The sequence below is a fragment of the Streptomyces sp. NPDC001231 genome (assembly GCF_042896885.1).
GTDB lineage: Bacteria > Actinomycetota > Actinomycetes > Streptomycetales > Streptomycetaceae > Streptomyces.
The window spans coordinates 1-23,693 of sequence record NZ_JBIAXS010000057.1 but is presented as its reverse complement, the minus strand read 5'-3'; the positions used below and the strand labels follow the sequence as shown (position 1 = coordinate 23,693).

General features: G+C 69.1%; 16 protein-coding genes, 2 pseudogenes and 1 riboswitch. Of the genes and pseudogenes, 3 read left to right on the top strand and 15 right to left on the bottom strand.

The window, feature by feature from the left end; genetic code table 11:
* Positions 1-255: 255 nt before the first annotated feature.
* Positions 256-1,317: a hypothetical protein gene (locus ACFY3J_RS38020; protein ID WP_390842819.1), complete on the bottom strand. Its 1,062-nt coding sequence runs from the start codon at positions 1,315-1,317 to the stop codon at positions 256-258.
* A 56-nt stretch (positions 1,318-1,373) separates the two neighbouring features.
* Positions 1,374-1,483, bottom strand: a riboswitch (SAM riboswitch).
* A gap of 195 nt (positions 1,484-1,678) precedes the next feature.
* On the opposite strand from ACFY3J_RS38020, the gene ACFY3J_RS38015 reads away from it, so the two are divergent.
* Positions 1,679-2,482: a DUF3293 domain-containing protein gene (locus tag ACFY3J_RS38015; protein WP_390842818.1), complete on the top strand. Its 804-nt coding sequence runs from the start codon at positions 1,679-1,681 to the stop codon at positions 2,480-2,482.
* 64 nt (positions 2,483-2,546) lie between these two features.
* Here ACFY3J_RS38015 and ACFY3J_RS38010 read toward each other — a convergent pair whose 3' ends face one another.
* Positions 2,547-3,164: a hypothetical protein gene (locus ACFY3J_RS38010; protein ID WP_390842817.1), complete on the bottom strand. Its 618-nt coding sequence runs from the start codon at positions 3,162-3,164 to the stop codon at positions 2,547-2,549.
* 1,525 nt (positions 3,165-4,689) lie between these two features.
* A complete protein-coding gene (locus ACFY3J_RS38005) occupies positions 4,690-5,697 on the bottom strand; it encodes an IS110 family transposase (protein WP_390842816.1) in 1,008 nt (335 codons plus the stop codon).
* A 324-nt stretch (positions 5,698-6,021) separates the two neighbouring features.
* On the opposite strand from ACFY3J_RS38005, the gene ACFY3J_RS38000 reads away from it, so the two are divergent.
* Positions 6,022-7,212, top strand: coding sequence for an IS110 family transposase (locus tag ACFY3J_RS38000; RefSeq protein WP_390842815.1), 1,191 nt, complete (start codon positions 6,022-6,024; stop codon positions 7,210-7,212).
* Between the two features lie 270 nt (positions 7,213-7,482).
* Here the strand turns inward: ACFY3J_RS38000 and ACFY3J_RS37995 are convergent, their stop codons facing one another.
* The 4 genes and pseudogenes from ACFY3J_RS37995 to ACFY3J_RS37980 form a co-directional block, all read right to left on the bottom strand.
* On the bottom strand, positions 7,483-10,065 hold the full coding sequence (locus ACFY3J_RS37995; RefSeq protein WP_390842814.1) for a DUF262 domain-containing protein: 2,583 nt from the start codon (positions 10,063-10,065) through the stop codon (positions 7,483-7,485).
* 290 nt (positions 10,066-10,355) lie between these two features.
* Positions 10,356-11,894 (bottom strand): serine/threonine protein kinase, encoded by a 1,539-nt coding sequence (locus ACFY3J_RS37990; RefSeq protein ID WP_390842813.1) that lies wholly within the window; start codon positions 11,892-11,894, stop codon positions 10,356-10,358.
* A 194-nt stretch (positions 11,895-12,088) separates the two neighbouring features.
* A pseudogene (locus tag ACFY3J_RS37985) lies at positions 12,089-12,451 on the bottom strand (transposase); the annotation flags it as partial.
* A gap of 122 nt (positions 12,452-12,573) precedes the next feature.
* On the bottom strand, positions 12,574-13,107 hold the full coding sequence (locus ACFY3J_RS37980) for a hypothetical protein (RefSeq protein WP_390842812.1): 534 nt from the start codon (positions 13,105-13,107) through the stop codon (positions 12,574-12,576).
* A gap of 286 nt (positions 13,108-13,393) precedes the next feature.
* Between ACFY3J_RS37980 and ACFY3J_RS37975 the strand changes: the two are divergent.
* Positions 13,394-13,813: pseudogene (locus ACFY3J_RS37975) on the top strand (DUF5655 domain-containing protein); the annotation flags it as partial.
* Between the two features lie 313 nt (positions 13,814-14,126).
* Here the strand turns inward: ACFY3J_RS37975 and ACFY3J_RS37970 are convergent.
* From ACFY3J_RS37970 to ACFY3J_RS37935, 8 genes are all read right to left on the bottom strand, one after another.
* The gene (locus tag ACFY3J_RS37970; protein ID WP_390842811.1) at positions 14,127-15,668 is read right to left on the bottom strand and encodes a gamma-glutamyltransferase; all 1,542 of its coding nucleotides are present in this window, start codon (positions 15,666-15,668) and stop codon (positions 14,127-14,129) included.
* A gap of 65 nt (positions 15,669-15,733) precedes the next feature.
* A complete protein-coding gene (locus tag ACFY3J_RS37965; RefSeq protein WP_390842810.1) occupies positions 15,734-17,032 on the bottom strand; it encodes a DUF317 domain-containing protein in 1,299 nt (432 codons plus the stop codon).
* A 126-nt stretch (positions 17,033-17,158) separates the two neighbouring features.
* Positions 17,159-18,283: a DnaB-like helicase N-terminal domain-containing protein gene (locus ACFY3J_RS37960; protein WP_390842809.1), complete on the bottom strand. Its 1,125-nt coding sequence runs from the start codon at positions 18,281-18,283 to the stop codon at positions 17,159-17,161.
* On the bottom strand, positions 18,283-19,554 hold the full coding sequence (locus ACFY3J_RS37955) for a DNA cytosine methyltransferase (protein WP_390842808.1): 1,272 nt from the start codon (positions 19,552-19,554) through the stop codon (positions 18,283-18,285). The genes ACFY3J_RS37960 and ACFY3J_RS37955 overlap by 1 nt, the downstream gene beginning before the upstream one ends.
* The gene (locus ACFY3J_RS37950) at positions 19,551-21,338 is read right to left on the bottom strand and encodes a type IV secretory system conjugative DNA transfer family protein (RefSeq protein ID WP_390842807.1); all 1,788 of its coding nucleotides are present in this window, start codon (positions 21,336-21,338) and stop codon (positions 19,551-19,553) included. Before ACFY3J_RS37950 ends, ACFY3J_RS37955 begins: the two co-directional genes overlap by 4 nt.
* 39 nt (positions 21,339-21,377) lie before the next feature.
* Positions 21,378-22,151 carry a DUF317 domain-containing protein gene (locus ACFY3J_RS37945; protein ID WP_390842806.1) on the bottom strand — a complete coding sequence of 258 codons (774 nt, stop codon included), beginning with the start codon at positions 22,149-22,151 and terminating at the stop codon, positions 21,378-21,380.
* Between the two features lie 2 nt (positions 22,152-22,153).
* Positions 22,154-22,447 carry a hypothetical protein gene (locus ACFY3J_RS37940; protein ID WP_390842805.1) on the bottom strand — a complete coding sequence of 98 codons (294 nt, stop codon included), beginning with the start codon at positions 22,445-22,447 and terminating at the stop codon, positions 22,154-22,156.
* Positions 22,448-22,777: 330 nt separating this feature from the next.
* Positions 22,778-23,422: a DUF317 domain-containing protein gene (locus ACFY3J_RS37935; protein WP_390842804.1), complete on the bottom strand. Its 645-nt coding sequence runs from the start codon at positions 23,420-23,422 to the stop codon at positions 22,778-22,780.
* Positions 23,423-23,693: the final 271 nt, after the last annotated feature.

The window sequence follows — 23,693 nt, the reverse complement described above, 5'->3', positions numbered from 1 at the left end:
CCCCGCACCCCGCCACCCCGTCGGCAAACACCCCCACAAACAAGACACCCCCCGACCTTGAAGGCCGAGGGGGAACCTTTAAATTCAAGCTGAGATTGACCGCGGTTTGCCTCTGCCGTGTTGGGCTGCCCCGGCCCGTTGGTGGTGGTGCTGTGCCAGGAGTGTGGACTCGGGCGGCAGCTGCTCGCCCTCTTCGTCCTTCGGCTGGAAGGAAACAACAGGCACAGGACACCGCAGCCTGGGGCCGTCAGTCGATCACAGCTCGGCCAGAGGCACGTGGCAGCGTGTCCAGTGGACGGTCCAGTCGCCATCGAGCGTGGTGTAGCCGGCCTCCCGCACCCGCTCCGTCGCTTGCTCCAGGTGGCTCCGCAGTTCTTCGAGACTGCCTCTGCCCGGCTCCTCACTGCCAGGATCCAACCCCAGCTGGAGGTACATGACGTGGTCCTCTCCCCGGTGCTCCGCGATGAACTCGACGGTGTAGCCGTTGCTGCCCTGGCTGTAGATGCACACATAGTGCTGCGTGATCTCGTCCGGATCGAAGCCGTACTGCTCGAACACCTCAATGGTCCCGTTCGGCGGGTTCGTGACGTCACACACGCTGGAGGACCACCGGATCTGCCATTGGCCGTCCGGGGTCCATCCCTCCATTTCCAGCCTTGCCTGAGCGAGTTCAGTGAGGGTGCTGAGCGTTTCGAACCAATCTCCGCCGGTGTACGAGGTGATTTCGCCACCCAGGTGATAGGCCGACTCCTTCCCCGTTCCTTCGGTGAAGTCGCCCACGACCGTCAGAACGCAGCCGTCATCCTGATACTCCACCTTCGCGTACCGCCGCTTGTCCTCCTCGTCTCCCCAGCGGTTGCCGGGCATGCCGGCACCGGTCCGGGCATCTGTTCCGTCAGCCTCCTCGCCCTCCGCGGATACCGGGTCCGGCTCCCGAGGCTCGACTGGTGCGAGCCGGCGAGGATTGAGGCAGACCGACTCCAACCAGGCCTCTCCGATAGGGCTGTTGGTCAGCGACTCGGGAACACGATCCTCCTGGCTGACGGCACGTGCCTGAAGGGGGCGGTCTGCGTTGCGATAGAAGGCGACGTCGAATCCGCTGTCGAGCCACTGGTCGAAGATCTCGTCAGTTCCTGGTCGGCCGAAGCCGCTCGCCTCGGCCGTGGAGAACAGCGCCCGGGCAGCATCTAGGCCGATCGTCACCAGGCCCGCGCGGCCCGGCTCTGCGACTGCGGACATGGCGGGTTCGGGTGTCGGCTCAGGCTTCTGGACCTGCAGCCTCATCGGCAATTCGGGGATCGCGTCGGAAACGGGCACGGGCGGTCAACCTTCCGGAGTCGATGGACCCCGGTAGTGCACGTCCGCACCCCGGTGATCTGCGGTTCCCCAACGCACCGCGCGCCGGGCTGGCCGTCACCCGGGGCATCCGCAGCGAGCGGGATGTCGTCCAGCAAGCCGGGACTTGACGCTGGAACTCGTGACCGGACGCGAAAGTAACACCTGTCCGGATTCTGCACAATGTGATCCACAATGCTTTGTCCCTTGACCGGTGTTGTGGCATCGTTCCGCTCGGTCACGACGCCGATAGCGCCGAGAATCTGCTCCCACGGCCCTGTGGGAGCGAGCACCGATCTCCCTGCCGGTGGGTAAGGGGGTCCTTCGTCCACAGGAGGCCCTCATGCAGGTCACTGACCCTGCGACCACACCCCCGAACTGGGAACTCTACCGGCGGACGGTCGTCGATATCCGATTCCCGGACCGGACGGTACGGGTCAGACCGCGTCCGCGGGGCACGGCCGACGGCCTTTTCCCCGAACTTCCGGAACCTGCCGGCACCGCCGCCCTCCACGTCGTCACGGCGTGCGACGCCCACGGCCGTCCCGCCCTCGACGAGGACAACGCCCGCGCTCAGGCCCTGCTCCTCGACGATCTCGACCGGCGAGGGCTCGCGTGGTGGCCCGCAGCGGGAGGTGATGCGCACGGCACGCACATCGAGCAGAGCGCCGCCGTCGCCGGCCTGAGCGACTCGGCGGCGCGTGAACTGGGTCGGTGCTTCGGCCAGGACGCGGTCTTCGCCTGGACCCCCGGCGCCTGGCGTCTGCTGTCCTGCGACGGCGGCGCGACGGACGTCCAAGGATGGATAGCGTTCACCAACAGGGGCGGGAGCTGGAGCTCCGTCACTTGGCCACCCGCCTCACGGACCCGCGACCGGCCGCCGAAGCCCGCGAACACGCACGCCGAAACAACAGGACCAGGACCAGGAACAGGAACAACGATGGGCATGCACCCCATGCGCACCCCAGACCGTTGCCCCCGATGCGGCAGGGTGCTCTCCGGTCCGCCCGTCGAGCGGGTCAGGGCCGACGGCTTCCCGGCGAAGGTGACGTATGAGACCGACCCCGTGTGCGGTGCGCGCTGGCACGTGTGGGACAAGACCTCCCCATTGCGCCACTTGGCCCGCCCCCATGTGGACGGCAAATGACCGGGTCGGCGGCAAAGGCTCGACTACACAGCGCTACTTGGCGGCAGCTTCGGCAGTACAGGGCCTACGCGGAGTGCCCGTTCGGCTCAGGCGCGGGGCGGGAGCGGAGGTAGCCGGGCAGGTGGCTGTCACAGCAGGCCCACTTGGTGCCGGACTTGTCGGTGACAGCGTACTTGGGCTCGTCGGTGCAGGGGTTGTTCTTGCTGCCTCCCCAGGTGCACCGCCGTCGGCTGTCATCACCGGGGAAGATATCGGGGTGGTGATCGTTGATCTCGACTGCGGCGGGGCGCTGGCCGGTTAGGTTCCCGACGGCGAGGATCTCCTTGGCGCCGAAGGCGCGGCTGACGCCTGAGGGGGTGAGGCCGGCGGCCTGGCCGAGGGTTTCCAGTGTGTGCGGGCGCGGGGTGACGTAGACCCGGCCGTAGGCCAGGAGCAGGCGAATCTGCTCATCGGCGGCCTTCTTGATCGCGACGAGGTCCTCAAGAGCGGCGAGGAGCGGATCGTAGTCCGGGCCGTGGTCTGCCGCTGCGGCTCCCAGTCTCCGGAGGAAGGCCACGCGGGGCCTCCACGCGTCGTCCACTGCGGCGCCGCGTGCGTGCGGAGGGGTTTGGTCGTCCTCGGGGAAGTGCGGCAGCGGCCAGCGGATGGCGAAGATGTCGTCCAGCAGTTCCTCTGAAGTCACGCTTGAAGAATGCACAAGATTTTGAGTGAGTACAAGAGATTTGCCGAAGGTAAGTTCTGGCGTGCTGGAGGCGGGGGTTGAGGAACATCCGCGTTTGGATCGTGCGCTAAGTCTCGATCAGTCCTGGTGGACAGCTGACGGGCAGTCGGTGCCCCGGGGAGGCGTGGAGACGTCCCACAGATAACACGCCAATATCACTATCGCCTGTCGGTAGCGCGGGTGAAGATGGTCCAGTGCCAGGAGTCCCCGCGGTAGTCGGTGTCGAACTCGTTCACCTCGATCCATCCTGCCTTCCATCGCCCTCGACCGTGATACTTCGCCCTGCATGAGCACTGGCAGTCGGGGCCTAATGCGTGACGGCAGGCGCCGTTGCACCTCTCGTACGGGTTGAACTCACGCCCAAGCATGATTACCTGGTTGTAGCGCAGCAGGTGTCGAGCCAGCTCGAGGAAGTGACGGGTAGGCACACTCCAGCAGCCCCGCTTCTCGTTCCACCTGAGGCCGTGTGTGCTGGGCAGGAAGCGGCCGATGAAGCGCTGCTGTTCGCCTCGGGTCTTGCCCGGGAGCCACACGTCCGCCGGGCCCGAGCCGGGAAGCATGACGGCCACGTAGCGGCGACCTTCGTGCATGGGGAGCAATTCCGGCGCTGGAACTGGGTCGTCGTCGTAGGGGTTCATGGCGCGGCGGGCAGCGTCGTGGGCGGCCCGAAGGCGCTGGCGGCGGCGGTTGGCCCTCCCTGCCCGTTCGAGCTGGTAGCGCTCGAGCTCTTCGCCCTTCAGCCAGCGGACGTTCGTGGACGCGCGGTAGGACCCAGGACACGGGGAAGAAGAGAAACCCTCTCTCCAATGCAGGACGATGATCCCGCTCCGCAGTTCGACGATCTGACGGCAGCGACCGCATATGGGTGCGGTATTCAAGATGCCCGACCTTCCGGCACGGCGGAAGTGGCCAGCCACCCCCTAGTGTCGCCCAGATATACCAACGCGGGGTCCGGCGTGAAAAGACCCACCCCCGGTAGAGCGGCGGCCAGCGTGACCGTCCGGAGATGCACGTGCACTCACCCGGCAGCCCGCCAACGGGGCTGAACCGGAGCCTTCACGGCAGCCTCGCGGACGGCAGCGCGCTCCGAGCAGCATCGTCCCACCCATGAGGGCCGGGCCTGTCAAGCGTAGAAGTGACCCCGGCCTGCGGCTTTTTGTTCTTAGCCGAGGTGCTTTCCATGGTGGGTCTTCCTCGTGCTTGTGGCAGGGCCGACGAGCGGCAGCCCTGAGTCGGGGGCGAGGAAGCGTCACCAATGTTCAGGGATTAGGTCGTTGACGCCCCCGATGCGCTGATGGCCTGGCGGAGTGAGCTCACATCCACCCATTCGGCGTCTGGCCGGGTGGGCCGGCGCCATGACCGTGGTTGGTTCGGGGATCCGGGCTGCTCAGTCAGGTCATCGAGCACGAGCGACAGCCCGTCTCATGGGAAGATGCGAGCGGACCCGGAGTCTGCGACCACCCCTGGCGGTTGTCGTCGGCTGGTGTCATCGAGTCCCCTGCCGGACGTGTTGCGCCTGGACCGCGCGCAGCAGGTGGTATGCGTGGGTGAGCAGACGGCGGGCGATCGCGGTGGTGGCGATCTTCTTGCCACGGCGCCGGGCGAGGCGCTGGTAGGAGGCGGCGAACTCCGGAGACCGCTTGGCGGTCCGGGCGGCCTCACACAAGATCCACCGCAGCCAGTCCGAACCCTGCTTGGAGATGTGGCCGTGCGGGACCGTCATATCCGAGCTGCGGACCGTCGGGGTGAGCCCCGCCCACGCGGCGAGCTTGCGGGCGGAGGGGAAACGGCTGACGTCACCGATCTCGGCCACGATGACCAGGGCGGTGAGCGTACCCACCCCCGGCAGCTGGGTGAGGGTTTTGACCCGCGGATCACCACGGGCGTGCGCGACCAGCTGCTGGTCCAGGGCGTCGATCGGCTTTTTGAGGGCGTCCATCAGGACCAGAAGATCGTCGACCACGCGGCGCGAGGCGTCCGGCAGGTCCAAGCCGTCGAGCCAGACCCGTCCCGGAGTGGTGAAGTAGCTGCCGGAGCGGTCACAGCCATAGTCCGCCAGGACGGCATGGACACGGTTGCGCAGCAGCGTGCGCAGACGCACCAGCTGGCAGCGGTGGCGCAGTAGAGCCCGTTGCTGGCGCACCCCCAGCGGGGCGATCCACGCCTCCGGCAGCAGATCCGCACGCAGCAGATGGGCGAGGGTCGCCGCGTCGACCTTGTCGTTCTTCAGCCGCGCGGAGGCGATGGCCTTGCACCGCAGCGGGTGCACCAGGTGCGGCTCGAAGCCGTAGTCCTCCAGCAGTTCCACCAGCCAGCCCCAGCCGTAGGCGGCCTCGAAGGCCACCGGGGCTCCGATCGGAAGATCCCCGATCACCGAGAGCACCGTCTCGACCCCGTTGGGCACGTTCCGATTCACCTGCACCGCACCATCATGATCAACGACCGCGATCTGCGAGCGCTTGCGGTGCACGTCGATGCCGACGTAGACCGACATTGAGGGCCTCCTTTCCGAGCACGTATGGGGTCCCGGAACCAGAATCCACCGGGCTGTGCGGGGAAGGGGGCCCGGCCCTCATAGAGTCCTACCTTCTTGAACGGGTTGGACGGGCCAGTCGTAAGGTCCAGAGGCCCAGAGACACCGGGTATGGCTCTCATAGGGTTGCCCGCGATGGTTCACCTGACCTGGCCGCCCGGCGTCTCACGACGACCCGGCCACTAATTAGGAGCTGCGGGCCCCTGCGGGTGCATCGCTGTGTAGGACCACGTCGGCGCGGTCGTTGTCGGCACGCACGTGTACATCGAACGACCGGAGGAACCCATGGCCCGAATCTGGGCGGGGACGGACATCGGCAAGACCCACCACCACGCCGTGGTGCTGGACAGCGAAGGCAACCGACTGCTGTCCCGGCGGGTGCTGAACGACGAGCCGGAACTGCTGGCCCTGATCGCCGACGTCCTGGCCCTGGACGAGGACGTCGTCTGGGCGGTCGACGTCGCCGACGGCATGGCCGCCCTGTGGGTCAATACCCTGCTCAACCACGGCCAGCAGCTCGTCTACATACCCGGCCTCGCGGTCAACCGGGCCTCCGCCGGCTACCGGGGCACCGGCAAGACCGACGCCAAGGACGCCACCGTCATCGCCGACCAGGCCCGGATGCGCCGCGACCTGACCATCCTGCGACCAGAGGACGAGCAGGTCGTCGAGCTGCGCGTCCTCACCAACCGGCGGGCCGACCTCGTTGCCGACCGCACCCGGAAGATCAACCGTCTGCGCGGCCAACTCTCCAGCATCTTCCCCGCGTTGGAACGAGAGCTGGAGCTGGGCAACCTCGGCCCACTGACCCTGCTGAGCGGCTACCAGACCCCGGCCGCCCTGCGCCGACTCGGCCGCAGGCGTCTGGAGACCTGGCTGCGCAACCGCAAGGTCCGCGGCGCCGAAGCCCTGGCCGTCGCCGCCCTGGACGCGGCCGAGCGTCAGTACACCGCCCTGCCCGGGGAACAGATCACCGCCCAAGTGGTCCGCACCCTGGCCAAGGAGGTCCTGGAGCTGAGCGAGGAGATCGCCCAGATCGACAAGCTCATCGAGGCCCGGTTCCGCGCCCACGACCTCGCCAAGGTCATCGGCAGCATGCCCGGCATCGGGCCGCTGCTGGGCGCGGAGTTCCTGGCCGCCACCGCCGGCGACCTTCGCCGCTTCGGCACCCCCGACCGGCTGGCCAGCCTCGCCGGCGTCGCTCCCGTGCCCCGCGACTCCGGCCGCGTCAGCGGCAATCTGCACCGGCCCCGCCGCTACGACCGCGGACTGCAGCGCGTCTTCTACACCTCCGCGCTCATCAGCATCCGCACCTGCGACGCCTCTCGCCGGTTCTATGAACGCAAGCGCGCCGAGGGCAAGCGGCACACCCAGGCCGTCCTCGCCCTGGCCCGGCGACGCGTGAACGTCCTGTGGGCCCTGATCCGTGACGGACGGTGCTACGACCCCGCCGTCCCCGTCACCTCTGCGGCTTGACAACCTCATTAGGAGGTCAGGTCAGTGATATCCGTTGTTTTCGCGGCGGATGATATGGCGACCCCCTCAGGCCCGCGACGAACCCGGACCATGCGGCTCCGAGCGCATGCGAGTTGGGTACCGATGCGTTCCTTGTTTCCCACGACCGCGCGGGGCGCGCACGCCGCACGCCATGCCACCGGGAGCCGGTGCAGACGGCGAATCCGGGCGGTCTCTTGCCGCCCGGACGTATCCAGCCGCTCCCTTACCACAGCTTGGCTGCAGCCTGTCTCAGGACGTGCTCCGCTCCTCCCAGCGGTCCCGGAACCACGTCAGCGTCTCGGCGAGGAGTACGCGGTTGCAGTCCTTCTCCAAGATGGACAGCCGGATGTTGGGGCGCAGCTCCAGCTTGCCCTCCGGGATGTCGACGCCGTCCAATGCGTTGAAACGCGCGAGGAGTGCGGCGCGCAGGGCGCGGTCGGTGAACGGCTCACGCGCGGCGAGGTACTGGAACATCACCTCCGCCGTGCCTCCGCGCCCGGTACCGGGGTAGAACGTCAGCGGCCAGATGCCGCGGCCGGGTCCGCCCGCTTCGCCGAGCATGAGGAACGCACTGGTGGTGACGCGCCCCGCGCCGTGGCCGATCCAGCCGCCGAGTCCCTCCCAGTGGGCGAAGAGCGCGCGTACCGCTTCGACGGTTTCAGGGGAGTCGTCCGCAGTGAGCTGGCGGAAGAACCGTTCGGCGCGGGTCTCCTCGCCCGGTGCCACCACGGTGCTGTCCTCAGCGGTGTTCTCGCCGTCCGTCTCGTCGTCGTCCGTGCCGGCGAGTAGTGCGGCGAGATCGTCGGCGGTGAGTCGCTGGGCCGGGTCGGCGGCTCCGGTGGCCGTGAAGCGGACGCCGTCGGTGGCCAGCCGGGCGCGGACGTCGTCGCTCCCGGCGTCCTGGGGCGCCGCCCACCGGAATCCGTCGGAGACCTTGCCCTCGGAGGTGAGGACCCGGTACGCGTACGCCACTCCGGGAGTGTTGGCCAGGTGGTTGCCCACGGCCTGGGCGCCGGAGCCGAGGAAGGCGGCCAGGTCGCCGTAGGAGGTCCAGGTGCCGTGGGGGAGCGCCGCGAGGACCTGGTGGGCCAGCTGCCAGTCCCGGCTGCGCTCCGCGCGGCCCACTCCGCGCAGCGGGGCCGGCCACAGCGCGATCGCACGGTCGGCGAGTTCGTCGGCGCGGGCGCGGATCTCCTTCGCGCCCCAGCGCTCGGTGGCGGCGATGCGGCGGTTCATCTCCAGGTGGCTGCCCTGCAGCAAGTCCTGCTTGCGCTCGAAGGGGTGGTTCGACAGCTCCGAGTTGACCGCGGTGAGTGTCAGGTTCCCGAGCGTGTGCTGCAACCGGGAGTGCAGGTCTTCCGCGCTTTCTCCGTCGGCCACGTCCTCGCTCAACATCCGGATCCACTCGTTGCCGGGCGACTGCGGCATGACGTGCTCGATGGTGAGCTGGGCGGCGGCGAAGTCCACCGGTTCGGGATGTTCGTAGCTCTCCTCCAGCCGCTGCAGCACCATCTTGCGCTGGTGCCAGCGCCCGTACTGGTAGAAGGGCGCCGTTCGGATCTTCTCGCGCAGCTCTTCGTCGTCGGGCCAGAAGCGGTTGTTGGCGGAGAGGAGCTGGTGCAGGCCGTCGGCGACCGGCATGTCGAGCGGGAGCTGTCCGGGCACGGCCTGGAAGATCCTGTTGAGGTTGTTCGTCGGTACCCGGCAGATCATCCGGCGTACCAGGAAGCTCTCGATGTACGACATCGCGCGGGCCGTGTCCGCGGAGTCGAGCTCTCCGCGCTCGCGCTGGTCGAACAACAGTATGAGTGCGGGGTAGGTGACCTGGGCCTGCCAGGTGTCCAGACGGTGCAGATGGGCGCGGACCGCCGTGTCCGGCTCTTCTTCGGGGTGGAGCAGCCGGCGGAAGAGAGCGCCGCGACGGTGCAGCTCCTTGATGTACGCCTCGATCTCCTCTTCGCTCACCTCTCCGCGTTCGAAGCGCTGCTGCTGAGCCGCGTACAGGTCCTGACGGCGCACCCGGTCGTCCCCGTCGAGCACCAGCTGCAGCCACATGAGCTGTTCGAGCTCGTCGTTGCTCAGACTGTCCTGCAGGGGCAGCCAGTAGGTCTCGTAGACGTGCTCCCCGCGGGTGGGGAGCCGCATGAACAGGTAGTTGCGCAGCAGATCGGCCTGGCTGAGCTTGAGGCCGGTGTTGTTGAGGGACTCGAAGATGCGGTGCACGTTGTCCCCGCGCTCGGCGGTCACCGCCACCAGCGTGAGCCGGGAGGTGATGGCCTGCTCGATGCGGAACACGTCCTGCGGGGCTGCCGGGTCGGCCGCCTCGACGAGCTTGCGGCGGAAGAAGGCATAGGCCGTGGCGACACTTCCGCCGACGGTCTGCTCCGCGCGCGGCCCTCGGACGTGCGCGGCGAACTGCGGCCGGTCGGCCTGGGTCGGCAGCAGCCGGAAGTGGTCGTTGCCGCTTTTGCGCTTGTTGATCAGGTATTCCTCGTCGATGCGCTCTGCCTCGTCCGGCTCGGCGTCCGCGATGTGATCGCGGACTGCGGCCAGGGCGAGGGAGAGCGTGGTCAGCCGCTGCTGACCGTCGACGACAAGCCAGCGGGGGAACGTCGCCTCGTTCTGCGGGGATGGCGCGAGCACGACGGAACCAAGGAAGTGCGTGCTTGCCTTCTCCTCGGACCCCAGCAGCTCCGCCTGCTCCAAGATGTCACTCCACAGCTGTCCCAGCTGCTTCTCCGTCCAGGAATACGTCCGCTGATAGAGAGGCACCTGGAACTGCTGGGCCCTCCCCTGCACGAGATCAGCGAACAGCGTCTCCTTCGCCTGCATCGTGTCCCCCTCGGCGATCGGTCCGGTCGTGGCGTGGGAACGACCATAGGGCTTCCCACCGACAGCCACGATCCCTTCAGCCCTCGTCCAGGCATGTACGCCCTGCGGTGGTTCATCGAGGATGTGTGGGGCCAGCGAGCTCGGCCTCACCTTCTATCTGATCGCCAGCGAAGCCGGCCAGGAAGCCGCCGCGCGAGCACTCACACGCTGCATCCACCAGCGTTATGAAGCGCTCCGGGATCGGTGGAGCCTCCATCGGACCCGGAGCGCTTTACCCGGCAATGGACCGGTCAGACGCGGCAGCTGTCGATGTGGGTGGCGTCGCGGAAGTCAGCGATGAGTGGGCTGGCCATGGATTCTCGGTAGACGACGACGGCGCGGCCGTATGGCCAGGTGATGTCGTTGTGGAAGTCTTGCTGTGCTTCGGAGCAGCTGCCGAACATCAGCCCGCGGCGGATGTCGGTCCAGTTGGGGTCGTCCTGGTAGTCCTGTCCTTCGGGGAAAGTTCCGGGTCCGAAGGTGACGAACATGGTTTGTGCTTGGGGGTTGAAGGTGACGACGACGTCGTCGCCCATGTAGTTCTGTCCTTTGAGGACGGGGGCTGCGTCGTTGATCAGGCGCTGGGCGGCTGCTTTCTCTGCGGGTGTGACCGGTACGCGGGCGGCAGTCCATTCGTCGATGGTGGGCTGCGCATTGTCGGTGCGGGTGTAGGCGGGTGCCGGAGCCGCCTCGAGCGTGTGCGGTGTAGCGGTCGGCACTGCGGGAGCAGACGCTGTCGAGCTTTCGACCTGGCTGGGGGAACGCTGAGCAGTGGCAGCCGCACTGCCGGCTGCCACGGTGGACGCACCGCTTGTCGCAGGGGCTTGTCCTTCCCCGGTCTCTGATGCCTGGGAGGCGGCGATGGCGCCGCCCAGGCCGCCGAGAACGGCAGCCGCTGCAGCGACTGCCAGGTACAGCCGCATACGGTTACGGTTCCGTGGCGGAGCCGGCCAGCCGGGTTCGGCTTCGACTGGCAGGTTCCAATTGAGGCTGATCAGATCGGCGACGAGGGTGGGCTGCTGGCCAGCACCGGCGGCGGGCAGGACGGCTGTTTCCTGTGAGGCGAGCAACTCTGTGCTGGCCTGGGCGAGTTCGGCAGCGGTCGGCCGGCCGGACGGCTCTTTGGACAGGGCCTGCTTCACCAAAGGCCGTAGATCGTCTGGTACGCCGTCCAGATCCGGCTCGGCGGACAGGACTCGAAAGGCCACGACGTCGGCAGCGCCGCTGCCGAAGGGCAGACGACCGGTGGAGGCGTAGGCGATGAGGGCACCCCACGCGAAGATGTCCGCTTCTGCACCGACTTCGCCAGTGCGGTACTGCTCGGGGCTGATCCAGCCCGGAGTGCCGGTCATCACTCCGGTGCGGGTCACGGAGGTGCCGTCCAGGGCGTGGGCGATGCCGAAGTCCAGCACTTTCGGCCCTGTGGGGGAGAGGATGACGTTCTGCGGTTTCACATCCCGGTGGACGATGCCTGCGTCGTGGATCGCGGTGAGTGCTGCTGCTGTGCCGGCCGCCAGCGCACACAGTGCAGCTCCGCCCAGGGGGCCCACGGTGGTCACGTGCCGGTCCAGGGTGGGGCCAGGGACGAAGGGTGTTGCTAGCCAGGGGGTTGGGCTTTCGGTGTCGGCGTCACAGACCGGGACAAGGCACGGCCCCGTGACCTGTTGGGAGAGATGCACTTCGCGCCGGAAGCGGGCGCGGAACTCGTCGTCCGCGGCCTGTGCCGGATGTACGACCTTGACCGCCATCCGGATTCCCGCAGACTCGACAGCGGCGTAGACGGTGCCCATGCCTCCTGTGCCCAGTCGTCCCACGACGCGGTAGGAACCTATGCGAAGCGGGTCGCCTTGCTGCAGCGTCTGAATACGGTCGGACACAACGGCTCCCCCTGGTGATCAACGCTATGCATAGGCCGAAGCGGCGACCAATCGTACGACCTATCGCCTGCCAGCGGCCCTCCTGCCCGATTGGCCGCAGCCACCGCTTACCGTCGCTGAGGCCTGTCCCGTAAATGATCTCGGACGTGCTTGTTAGCCTGCTTGTTTCTCCGCCACCCGGCGGTGGTGAGGTTGTGGAGGCGGGCGATGCCGAGCATGGCGTGGTGGACGCCGTCGCCCTTGAGGCGGCAGTCGCGGAGGACCCTCCAGGGTTTCATCCGGGCGAAGGCGTGCTCGATGCGGGCTCGGACTTTGCGGTGGGAGGTGTTGTGCTCCTCCTTCCAAGCGGGGAGTTCGGTCTGACCTGGTTCGCGGCGGTGTGGGATGACCAGGCCGGTTCCTCGGTAGCCGCCGTCCGCGATGACTGTGGTCTTGCCGACGGCGTCCTTCGCACCGGACAGTTCCCATGCCCACCGGGGCCGGGTCAAAGGGACATTGAGTTGATCTTGCACGCATGCGCTTGTGAACGCCCAAGGGCCGCGGCCGGTGTCGGCGCGGCGCACGGCCCCTGGGCGGTGCAGGGTGACCGGGGTTAGTCGATGTTGGTGTCCGTCTCCGGAGCCTTTCGGGCGTTGTTCCTGAGGTTGGCGAAGGGCAGAGATCCTCCGTGGAGCTCTTTGAACTCGTCGATCAGGTCCTGCTCAGCCTCACCCGCGTCGTCCTCGGTCATCGGCCGCCAGGCGACGAGCAATGCGTCCGAGTCGACCAGCTGCCAGATGTAGCGACCGCCCCAATGGCCAGCCAGCAGTCCGGTGCCGTGGCGGCGGTAGTCGGCAAGCCGCTGATTCAGTCCGTCCTGGCCCGCGGCCTTGCCGATGTACACGACCGTTGCCCCGTCCACCCAGGCGTCGCCGAGCTTGTCGGCCGTCACGGACGGGTCGCGGCCTTTGAGGTGTCCGGCAGGGCTGGTGGGCAGGAACGACGGGGGCGAGGTGTCCGTGCGGATCACCACGTAGATTCCGTGCCCGGTGGGGACGTTGCTGTCGGGCAGTTCACGGAACGGCACGAAGCCGCGAAAGCCGCGTTCGGTCAGGGTCTTCTGCGTCAGCTCTGGTGTCGGGCTCATGCCAGGCATCGTGCCAGGCGCATCTGACAGTCCTCGGCCGGAGAGTGTGGAGATCACAGTCACGGAGGAGGTAGTCCTCTGCATCGACACCGCCGACCGTGTGGTGGAGATGGACAGGTGGCCCTGGTCGACGTCGTTACCGGATCTGCGGCATCATCTCGGTCAGGCCCCGTCCTCGTCCGGAGCGTCGGCGAAGATCGGGTGCAGCGGCACCCTACCGCTATGCGCGCCTGCCTGAACTCCTCGTCTGCTGACCCGTTCAGCATGTAGGTGTTGCGGAAGCAGAGACCTGCTTGGCCTTGAGACGGTGGCGTCCGTCGGCGGGCGTGCGCTGGTCGTACGGCGGGTGCCGCGGCAGTCGGCCGGTTCCGTGGTTGATGAACAGGGCGCTGCGCTGGCGAGCCTTGCGCAGGCGGTTGACGAGACGCTGCTCGGCCTCGGGGACGGGGTGAGCCGGGTGCAGCGCAAGCACTACCGGGCGTATCAGCGTCTGCGGAACTTCGCCTGCGTGTGCCCGCCGCAGAAGACCAAGCTTCTGGTCTATCTGAAGGCCGACCCGAGGCAGGTCGACTTGGTGTCGGGATTCACGCGGGATGTGAGGGGTCTCGGTCACCATGGCACAGGCGATCTGGAGGTCCAGCTGCGAGGCGAGCGGGAACTGGATCGGGCTCAGGATCTGTTCCGACTCGCATACGGGGCGGCATGAGGTGTGCAGGACGGAGAGGCGTAGAGGCCCTGAGCGGCTCGGCAGCCGGCGGTGGAGCTCCGCGGATTCTTTCAACGCTGGGATAGGTAGCGGCGGTGGGCCATTGATGATCCGCGGGATCGCCGGTTTGGCCAACCAGCAATCCCACGGTGCGTTGCCCGCTGCTCTGCCGACCGAGCCCATGCATGGGGAGTTCTGCGCGGCGGACGCCCACAGGTGACCCTGCGCGCTACCCTGCGAATGTGACCCTGCGGTGTCCCCCGTCCGCGGGGTCACGTGCGTCTGCGCTGCGGTGGCTGGGCGAAACTGTCAGTCAGCGGTGGTGGTGCGGGAGGTCGTCTGCGCGCAGCGCCAGATAGGTCTCAGGGGTGGCTGCTTCGAGAAGGTCAGGGTGGTCGTCAACGTCCAATGGCGGCTCCGGATGTCCGGACAGGAGGTCACTCCACTGGCGCGTGGTCGCCTGCTCGTATGCATCGCGGACCCGTGGCTCGATGCGTTGGCGTCCCAGCTCCAACTCCTCACGGAAGATGCGCCGCTGGGTGCGGCGGCGCTGTTCCTCGGCCTCTTCGTCGGCTGGCTCGTCCGCGATGCGCTGGTCCTCTGCACGCAAGCCCGGGGTGCGTTCGGCGATCAGCCGATCTTCACGGTGCAGTTGCTCGCAGGCGGCGAACAGGCGGCGCGACATGCCCAGGCGCAGTTCGGTGCCGGGGATGCGGCAGGTGAGGAAGTCGTCCATGCCGATGGTCCGTGCGTGCAGGCGAAGGGTCTCCGGATCGGCCTGTGTGGTCTCGGCGCGGGCGTGAGCCCGTAGCGCACGCGTTGCGGGGTCCCGTTCCAGGGGCGTGGTGAGTCCGTTGCGGCGGCGGGGGGAGCGGTCTGCGGACAGACCGACGGTGCGCAGCTGCGAGGGCGGGGCGGAGCGCAAAACAAGGTAGGCCAGCATCTGTGTGCGGGCGGTGCTCAGGAGGGCGTCGTCGCTGTCAGTGAGATGGTCCTCAGGGGTGCCCAGCGCCGCGGGGGTGGTGTGGGCGCCGACCGGTTGCGGTGGCTGGCCCGGGTGCTGGTCGTGGTCGATGGTGATGAACAGGTCGCCTTGGGGCTGCACGGACGCGCCGCACAGGATGCGGCGGTGTGCGTAGGCGTGCAGCACTTTGCTGCCTTCTTCGAGCTGCTCCCATCCCTCGACGAGACGGTTCTTGCGGACGTTGCCGCCTTTGGCCTCGATCAGCCAATACGCGTTCTCGGCCTCGTGGAAACCCCACAGGTCGGGAAGGGTTCGGGCCGGATCTTTGAAGTCGGTGGCGAGGGAGGGGATGGGGCCACCATCTTCCAGGTGCCAAGTCTGCCCGAGGCCCATCAGCGAGCGGCAGGCCCATTCGGCCATGGTCATGCCCAGGCGGTATCCGAGCATGCTCTTGGCGGTGCGCTCGGTGCCGTGCTCGTATACGGCGTTCACGGTCAGGCGCTGACCGGCGCTGTGCGGGAGTGGATGCTTCGGGGTGACGTCGTGCATGCCGAGGTAGGCGTACAGCGGGGCGACGCGGGCGACCAGTTCGCCGCGGGCCAGCTGCTGCGCTTGGTGCAGCCAAGGTGTGACGTCACGGCCCACTTCGGTGGCAGCCTTGACGATCTCCCGCCACGTGGTCGTCGGCAGGTACCAGCTGTTCTTCGCCGGGAACGCGCCCGGTGAGGTCCACGGTTGGTGCTTGGCAGTCCGCCACTGTTTGTAGGGCCGCTTCGCCGGCCCGCTGCGGAACAGCACGGGCACGTCCACGCTGTCGGCGTAGGTTAGGGGCGGGGCATCACTCACGTCTGCGGGAATCACCCGGACACTGTCGCAGCGGCCGACCTCCACGCGCGCAACCTGAGTCGCCTGGTATCAATTCGCCGTTACGAGTGATGCCGTGGCAGATGCTGTGGTTACCTTCTTGGCGCCGTTCTGGACGCGGAGCGAGCGGTGGGTACCGGTGGTGCGGTGGTGAGCGGCAGCTGCCGGCGTGCGCCGGATGCGGGCTGACGCGTGCCGGTGCCGTGGGCGAGTTCCTCGGTCAGGCGGGCGATCACCGGGGCGGGCGTGTACGGAGAGGCGTGGATGGCCCAGGCGGGGTGGCTGATGCTGGGTCCGGCCCACAGGGTCCAGGTGGCGAGAGTGCTGTGCGGGCTCTGGGCGGCGAAGGCGTCGAACTGGACGCCTGCGTCGCCCTGGGCGGTCTCCCAGCGAATCCAGCGTCCGTCCACGGTGTGCCGCCAGCCAGCGTCGGTGAGGGGGCGGGTGGCCTGGGTGACGGTCTTCTCCGTGGTGGGGCTGCCGATCGCCCTCTCCCATGCGTCCCCTTCCGCGAGGCTGTCCAGCAGGGTCTGAAGTATGGGTGCGGGCGTGGTGCCGGCCATGGTGAGGTGCCACATGCGGTCGGAGACGGGGGTCTCGTAGGCGGCCACGGTCCAGGCGGCCTCGCGGGGATGTGCTTCGTGGACGCGCTCGATGCGCAGGGTCTGGGATTCGTGGATGGCGTGGGTGGTGTCGTCGGACCAGGTCCGCCACTTCTCCCAGTCGCCGTGGGTGTTGAGGAACTGGTCGAGGGCGGCGTCGTGGTCGCCGGGATCTGCGGTGTAGGCCGGGACAGTCTCCGGCTCCGGGGTGGCCGGTTCGGGCTCGGGTGTTGTAGTGAGCGAGGTGCGGGCTTCGGCGGCCTGGCGCTCGGTGTCGGTCGTCGGTGCGGGGCCGGCGCGCATCGTGTCTTCGTGGGCGCGTTCGAAGGACATCAGGGCCTGGGCGGGTGAGTCGAAGGTGTCGGCGACCTGGCGCAGGTGGTTCTCGCCATGGAGGTGGACGCTTTTGCCGCTGTCGAGGTAGGTGCCGACCGCGACGATGGTGTGGCCGTCTTCGGCGTGGGCGTGGATGAGGAGCCGTCCGTGGCAGATGTCGTCGTAGATCTTCTGGGCTTCGTTGGAGACCTCGCGGACCTCCTCCCGTGTGCACCAGGGCATGGGGTAGTTGGCCCATTCCCATTCTTCGTCGATCGCTCCGCGTAGCCGGGGGGTGATCTCTGTAGTGATGCCCTGGGAGGTGAGGGCCTGGGCGGCTTTCTCGGCCCAGTAGGGCTCCTCGTGGTCGATGCGGGCCATGACCAGGGTGTGCTCGTCGAGGGATTCGAAGCCGTAGGCGGTCAGCACACTGCGGGCCAGGTCCTGGTTGGTGCCGGTGACGACGGCGGTCACGGCGCTGGGGTGCGTGGGGTGGATATCGAGGCGGACATGGGCGTCTTCAACAGGCGGCGTCACGAAGTTGGCGCTCTCTTCTGCCGGTGGCCGGACTATCGGGAGTCCGGCCACCGGCGGTCGGGGTCAGCGGGAGATGCGGGTGGTAGGCGGCGTGGCGGTGCGTGGCGGCCCGGTCCGGGGCGGAGTCGCGGCCCTGGTACGCGTAGGGCGGCTGCCAGGGGGTGTCGGCGAGGTGGCGTGGTCCCAGCGAGTACGGAGCGCGTTGAGGTCGGCCAGGGCGCGGCGGCTGCCGATGACGAGCTGGTACGGGGTGGTCGCCGGGTCGTCGGTGTATGCCTCGATGCGGCGACCGGTCTCATGCGCGGTCGTCAGGAGGGAGCGTTGGAGGATGCGCTCGCCCCAGTACTGCGGGGAACCCGCCGTTGCCGTGAGGAGGTTGAGCAGGCCGGCCGGCTCGACTCCGGCGGTGAGCAGGCCCCGCTGCTGGGCCTCCCACAGGACTGTGACCGGATCGACGGGAGCGCCGCGTCGGGTCAGGGCAGTCAGGCACTGCCACAGGCCGGCGTGCAGAGGGTGGGTGAAGTCCTGGACGGTCAGCCACCGCATTTGCGCGGTTTCAGCGGGGTGGGCGGTCGCGGTCGCGAGCAGGAACCGCTCCTCGTCGACCGCTTCGTCGTCGGCGTCCTGCGCCTGGGGCGGCGGTGGCGCGGGTGTGCGAGGCAGGGAGCCGGGGTGTGGAGGGAACCGTGCGGCGAGATCGGCAAGGCAGGCCGTAAGCGCGTCGGCTGCGGCGAGAGTCGCTGCCACGGGCTGGGAGAGGGTGGCGTCCGTCGCGGTTTGGGTGAGGCGGTGGGCGTGGTGTTCCAGGGTGCGGCGGGCGTGATCGGTCTCGATCATCCGTGTGTACGCGGACGCGTGGCTGGGCGAGGGGCAGATTTGGATCAGTGTGTGCAGGTAGGAGGTGGTCAGTCCTCGGGTGTGCTCGTGTGCGGTGGCGAGGACCTCGTCGAGCCACTTTGTGTTCTTGGCGTGTTGGGCCGGGTCGGGGGCTGCCAGGGTGCGGATCGCGGTGAACAGGGCGCGATGCGCGGGGTGGGAGAACGCGTCGGGCTCGATCTCGGTGATGTCGTTCAGGCGGTGAGGTTGAAGGAGAAGGGCGCCGAGGAGAGCCTGTTCGGCGTAGTACACCGGTTGCGGCGGATGGGTGTCGGGGTGGTCGTCCTCGTCGGGCGCGGGGGTGACTGACATCAGGCGGCCAGAGTGAAGTCGTCGGGGTTGAGGGGCACGCGCAGGTGCGGTGCGAGGAGGTGGGCGGCGAGCAGCGGGGGGACGGCGTTGCCGATCTGGGAGAACTGCTGGCCCTTGTTGCCCTGCCAGGGGTAGTTGGCGGGGAAGCTCTGCAGAACGCCGGCCTCCGGGGCGGTGATCCGGATGGGGGCGGGCGTGGGATGGGCTTCCTCGTGCGGTGGGGCGCTGGCGGGCTCGGCGATCCAGGTGCACTCGTTGGCGCGGTGTCCGAAGAACAGTGTTCCTGCTGGCTCGGTCGCTGGCCGGACGGTGGCGTTGGCCTGGTTGTTGCTGCGCAGGGACCACTTCCAGTGGGTGGCCTTGCTGGTGAAGGTGGGTGCCGGCTTGTGGGCGGGAGTGGCGGCGCGTGCACCGTGCCGGGCGGTCCGGCCCGCACCGCGGGTCTGGGGTTCGAGCACCACGTGTGCGCCGGCGTGCTGGGGCTGCCAGTGGCCGCGGTCGCGAGCGTGGGCGAGAGTCTGGCGGGAACCGGAGGGGAACGGCTCGGGCCCGCCCCCGGGGCCGCCGCCGGCGCAGACCGTGGGGACGGGCCGGTCGGTTGCGCCCCAGCCCAGAGCCTCCGCCATGCTGACCCAGCGGACGCACCCCGGCCCGAACAGCGACTCGGGTTCTGCCTCTCGGGCGTGGGTCGGTGGGGGCGGTTCGGCGGTGCGGACCCGGGAGGCGAGCAGGATCGCCCGCCGCCGCGTCTGCGGCACCCCGTAGTCGGCGGCGTTGAGGATGCCGGTCCATACGGAGAAGCCCCAGGACCGCAGGATGGCCGCATACTGCTTCCACAGGGGCAGAACGTCCGGCACTTCCTCCATGGCGACCCATTCCGGCTCCCCGGCGAAGTTCAGGGCGTGGAGGTAGCGCATCGGTTCGGCCGCGAGAAGCGAGCGTTCGTCCCGGCAGGCGGCGAGGAGCCGGTCACGCGTGTCGCGGCCGCCGGCCAGGTCGGCGACCGCTTCGTGCACGAGCGGCTGGTCCACCAGGCCGAGGCGCTTGCCGGCCATCGACCATGCCTGGCATGGCGGGCTCGCGATCAGCCCCCGCGTCCGGCCCCCCCACGGCCACGTCGGGTACAGAGCCACGTCTGTCCGGATGGTCAACTGGCCGGCGGCGCGAGTCTTGCAGGCCCACTCGTCCCACTCCAGGCCGATGTCGCGTGCGCCGAGCACGGTCAGGGCGTGACTCCAGCCGCTCGGCCCCGCGAAGAGGTCGAGGATCAAGAGGCCAGCCCGAAGTCGTCCTGTGCGGGGGCGTGCTTGGCGACGGCGCGGGCGGTGATGGCCTTCGAGGCGCGGGCGGAGGCTGCGGACAGCCTGTCGGCGCCGGGTTCCAGGTACCAGGGGCGCAGGTCGAGCATGGCGGCGCGCATGCCGGTGGCGAAGCACAGGGCGGTGCCCTTGGGCAGGGCGCGGATGGCATCGGCGGGCAGGATTCGCTCCTGCCGCATCGACACCGAGGTGGACTTGCCGGACTCGGAGTGGGAGGTGGAGGTGGTCTCGACGTCGTGGTCGCCGATCAGCCGGGAGAGCTTGTCGGCGAAGTCCGGGTCGTCGATGCCGGATCCGATGACCTTCACGGTGGAGGCGGACCACATGGCGTCCATTCCCGCGTCGCCCCAGACCTTCTGGCCCTGGCGGTAGGACTGGAGGATGGTGAACGGGATGATCCCGCGGCTGCCGAGGTGGGAGTACAGGTCCGGCAGGTCGGAGATCTTGCAGACGTTGGCGGCCTCGTCGAGGATCGCGAGCATCGGCGGATCGAGCCGCCCGCCGGCGCGCTCGGCCTGGGCGGTCGCGGCCCGCATCACGGAGTCCGCGCACGCCGCGATCAGGGCGCTCGCTCCGCCTCCGCCGTCCTTGCTCAGCAGGTAGAGCGTGTCGGTGGAGGTGACGAACTGCGACGGGCGGAACTCAGGGACGTCCTTCTGCGGGGTGACCCAGGCGGCGATCTCGGAGTTCAGCAGAGCGGCGGCGTACTGGCGGGCGGTCTCGTAGATGCCGTCGCGGGTCTCGGACGGGCCCTCGACGGTGCCCTTGAGTTGGGCGGCGACGGCGGTGAAGTCGTGGTCGCGGAGGATGTCCAGCGGAGTGCGGTCGGCAGGGAAGGCGAGCCACTGCATGACGTCGGTGATGGGCCGGTCATCGAGCGCGGCGGCGAGGAACAACTGGGCGAGAATGTTGCTGCCAGCCTTGGACCAGAAGTCGCCCTGCTGAGAGGCGTCCACCGAGGCGGCGAGGAAGTGCCCGGCCAGGCGGCCGGCACCGTCCAGCGTCTTGGCGTCCGCGAGGGGGTTCCACCACATCTCGCGGGCGGCGTGGGCGATCTGCTGCGGGTCCATCGACCACACCCGCCCCACCGCGGCCCGGGCGTCGATGGTCGCGGTGTACGCGTCGCCCGCCGCCTTATTCGAGGTCAGGAGGACCGGGCCGGGCGCGTTGAGGATGGAGGGGATTGCCAGCGATGTGGTCTTGCCGGAGCGCGGGGCCATGATCGCGACGGCGACGTCCTCGTATCCCATGCGGACCTCGTGCTTGGTGCCCTGCAGGTTGCCGAGGAGAATGCCGGTGTCACGGGCGTCGATGTGCTTGGCGGTCTTCAGGCTCGGTCGGAGGGAGCGGGCCTTGTCGGTGATGGCCTTGGCCATCAGGGGCTCGATGTCCCGGGGCTTGGCCATGCCGGCGATTTTCTTCTTCCGTCCTCCGCTGGTCTTGTGGCGCGACCACAGGACGCCGGCTGCGGTGGCGAGCACGAGCAGCGCGGCGGCGGGGACGATGCGGGCCCCGATGAGCAGGGATGTTTCTCCGGTGTGGGGCCAGAGCTGGTCGGGGTGGAGCAGCGCAGTGGTGGGCGCGTAGGAGGCCCAGGGCCGGTCGGTCAGCCAGGCGGTGATGTTGCCGGAGAGCCAGGCGAGGTGGGACAGGGGGACGACGACGGCGGCCACGCCGAGGAGGAGGCGGAAGGCGATGTCGTAGCCGTCGGAGGGCTTGTTGGTGGAAGGAGGCAAGGGGTGGTGTGCTTCCGGGCGGAGGGCGGGAGCCGTGGGTCAGCGGGTGCGGCGCGGGTGGGCAGGCGGGCGGCGCGGGGCGCTCGGGGCCGCCGGCGGCACTTCGCGGCGGGCGGCGAGTGTGCGGATGCGGTTCTCCAGGGCGAAGGCGATCAGGTCGACGGGCATATTCGCCTCGGTCCGTGTGATGCGGTTCGGGTCGAGGGGCGGCAGGCGCCCCGGGGCGGTGCGGATGGCCGGGGTCGGGGCGGCGAGGGTGGCGGTGAACGCGGCGATCAGATGCGGGGGTGTGTGTTCGTCGAAGCGGGCCTGCCACACCGGGCGGGATTCACCGAGCGTGGCCGTGGCGACCCAGGGGCCGGTCTCTTCGCCGACGGGGTGTTGGATGTAGGTCGTTGCGTCGGGTGAGACGAGGCCGTTCTCGGCCCAGGCGGGCTCCCAGCCGGCTTGCCGGAGTGGGCCGTACGGATCAGCCTCCTCGTCGTGCGTGAGGCGCGGGCCGGTGAGGGCGTCGACGAAACCGGCGATGATTTCGACCGGGGTATGGGCACCGAAGCTCGCGTACCAGGCGGGCCGGCCGCGGTCGGGAGCGTGGTGGAGGGTCCACCACTGTCCGGCGGGGGCGGGATCCAGCCGGAGTTGGGCCTTCTGGTCGGGGCTGGTGAGGATGACGCGCGGCATCAAGGGGTCGTCGCCGTGGCTCCAGCCGCAGGCGCGGTGCAGGAGCACGGTGATCCAGGCGGGATCACCGCCGCCGGCCAGGCGGCGTGGCGTGATGTACTCGACCTCTACGGTCTCGGGAGACGGGAGCACCACTACCTCCGTACCGGGGCGGTCCGGTCGGCCACGGGCGCCGGCTTCGCTGTCGGCGGCGGGGCCAGGGGCGACGGGGTGCTGCGGGCAGTGGTGTTGATGTCGATGACGGCGTGGCCGTGGGTGGCCCAGTCGTCGAGGTAGCTCCACGCCTCGGCGTCGTGGTCGGCGAGTGCGTCGTCGTACGTCGGCGTGCCGGGCCGCGCGGTGAGGGGGAGGTCGGCGCGGGTCTGCTGCCACTCCTGGTGCAGGGCGTCCAGGCGGTCGAGCGCGGCGCGCGGGGTGCCGAGCTGCAAGGCCCAGCGGGTCTGGACCGCGCGGGCGGGCAGCTGGGCGAGTTGTTCTTCCGCGGTGGCGAGGAGTTGTCGCGCGGTGGGGCGGATGGCCTCGATTGCTTCGGCGGTCTCGCGGTCGCGCTGGCTCTGTCGGAGGCCGTAGGCCTGCTCGTCGAACGGCCAGCCGTCGAGGTCGGTGTTCTCTTCGGAGTAGTAGTCCCAGTTGGCCAGGATGTAGGCGCTCTCGCGCAGGAAGGCGGAGAGCTGCTTCAGCGCGGCGCGGTGGGAGGCGGGGATGGCGGAAATGACGGGTCCTTGAGGGGCGGTGACGTTCGGAGTCCCGTTCGGCGGTCATCGCCGCAGGGAGGCAGGCGGGGATGGCGGCGGAGCGGGGGCCTTGGCCGTCTCGGGCTGGGGGTGCCGCCGGACGGCACGGGCCCGGGCACGAAGGGCGTGGACGCGCTCGGTGTGCGCGTCGACCACGTGCTGCGGGGACAAGGGGCTCGGCTCCTGCACGGCGCCGTGGGCAGTGCGGTCGAACATGCCGCGCTGGAGCGGGGCGGAGTCGGCGAGTGCGGTGACGAAGGCTTCCACCAGGCGAGTGGGCGTTCGGGCATCGAACCAGGCGTGCCACAGCCGGGGGCCACGGGAGCCGTGTCCGGGCTCGTACGCTTCCACGTGCCACGACACGGTGCCGTTCCGGTCGGGGTGCCGTTCGATGCGGCACGCGGTGTCCGGCGAGCTGGCCGCACCGCGTGCATCGATGAGCCAGCCCGCGACGTCTGCTGCGTCCAGAGGGTCTCGTGGCTCGGCGGTCGAGGGGGGGACGAGGGCATCGGTGACAGCGCTGAGGACCTCGGCGGGGACGAGTTCGCCGAATTCGGCGTACCAGCCTGGTTCGGTGTCGGTGGGCTCGGTCCGCAGCCGCCACCGAGCGGCGGTGGCGGACTGCGGGGCGAACTGCAGCCTGTGCCGGTGGTCCGGGCTCGTCAGCACGATCTCGGGGCTCAGCGGGTCGGACGTGCGTGTCTATCCGCCGCGGCCAGGCCGTGGGTGACGTGTCGGCCGTCGCCGGGGCCGGCCAGGTGGCGTGGACTGGCGTCGAACGGGACGCGCCAGGCGTGGGTGTCAGCGAAGGCAGCGAGCTGCTGTTCGCTTACTGGCAACGGCTGCCCCGTTACCTTTCTCATGGCCCCGCAACGGGGCGCCTGGCCCCCGGGCCCGGTATGGCTGTTTGCCCCCTGTCGCACGCATGACCTGGGGGGTG

Bases quoted from the DNA above. Each gene is read 5' to 3' on its own strand.
- ACFY3J_RS38015 (WP_390842818.1), top strand. From the start codon at position 1,679: ATGCAGGTCACTGACCCTGCGACCACACCCCCGAACTGGGAACTCTAC.
- ACFY3J_RS38005 (WP_390842816.1), bottom strand. From the start codon at position 5,697: ATGTCGGTCTACGTCGGCATCGACGTGCACCGCAAGCGCTCGCAGATC.
- ACFY3J_RS38000 (WP_390842815.1), top strand. From the start codon at position 6,022: ATGGCCCGAATCTGGGCGGGGACGGACATCGGCAAGACCCACCACCAC.
- ACFY3J_RS37995 (WP_390842814.1), bottom strand. From the start codon at position 10,065: ATGCAGGCGAAGGAGACGCTGTTCGCTGATCTCGTGCAGGGGAGGGCC.
- ACFY3J_RS37990 (WP_390842813.1), bottom strand. From the start codon at position 11,894: ATGGGCACCGTCTACGCCGCTGTCGAGTCTGCGGGAATCCGGATGGCG.
- ACFY3J_RS37980 (WP_390842812.1), bottom strand. From the start codon at position 13,107: ATGAGCCCGACACCAGAGCTGACGCAGAAGACCCTGACCGAACGCGGC.
- ACFY3J_RS37960 (WP_390842809.1), bottom strand. From the start codon at position 18,283: ATGTCAGTCACCCCCGCGCCCGACGAGGACGACCACCCCGACACCCAT.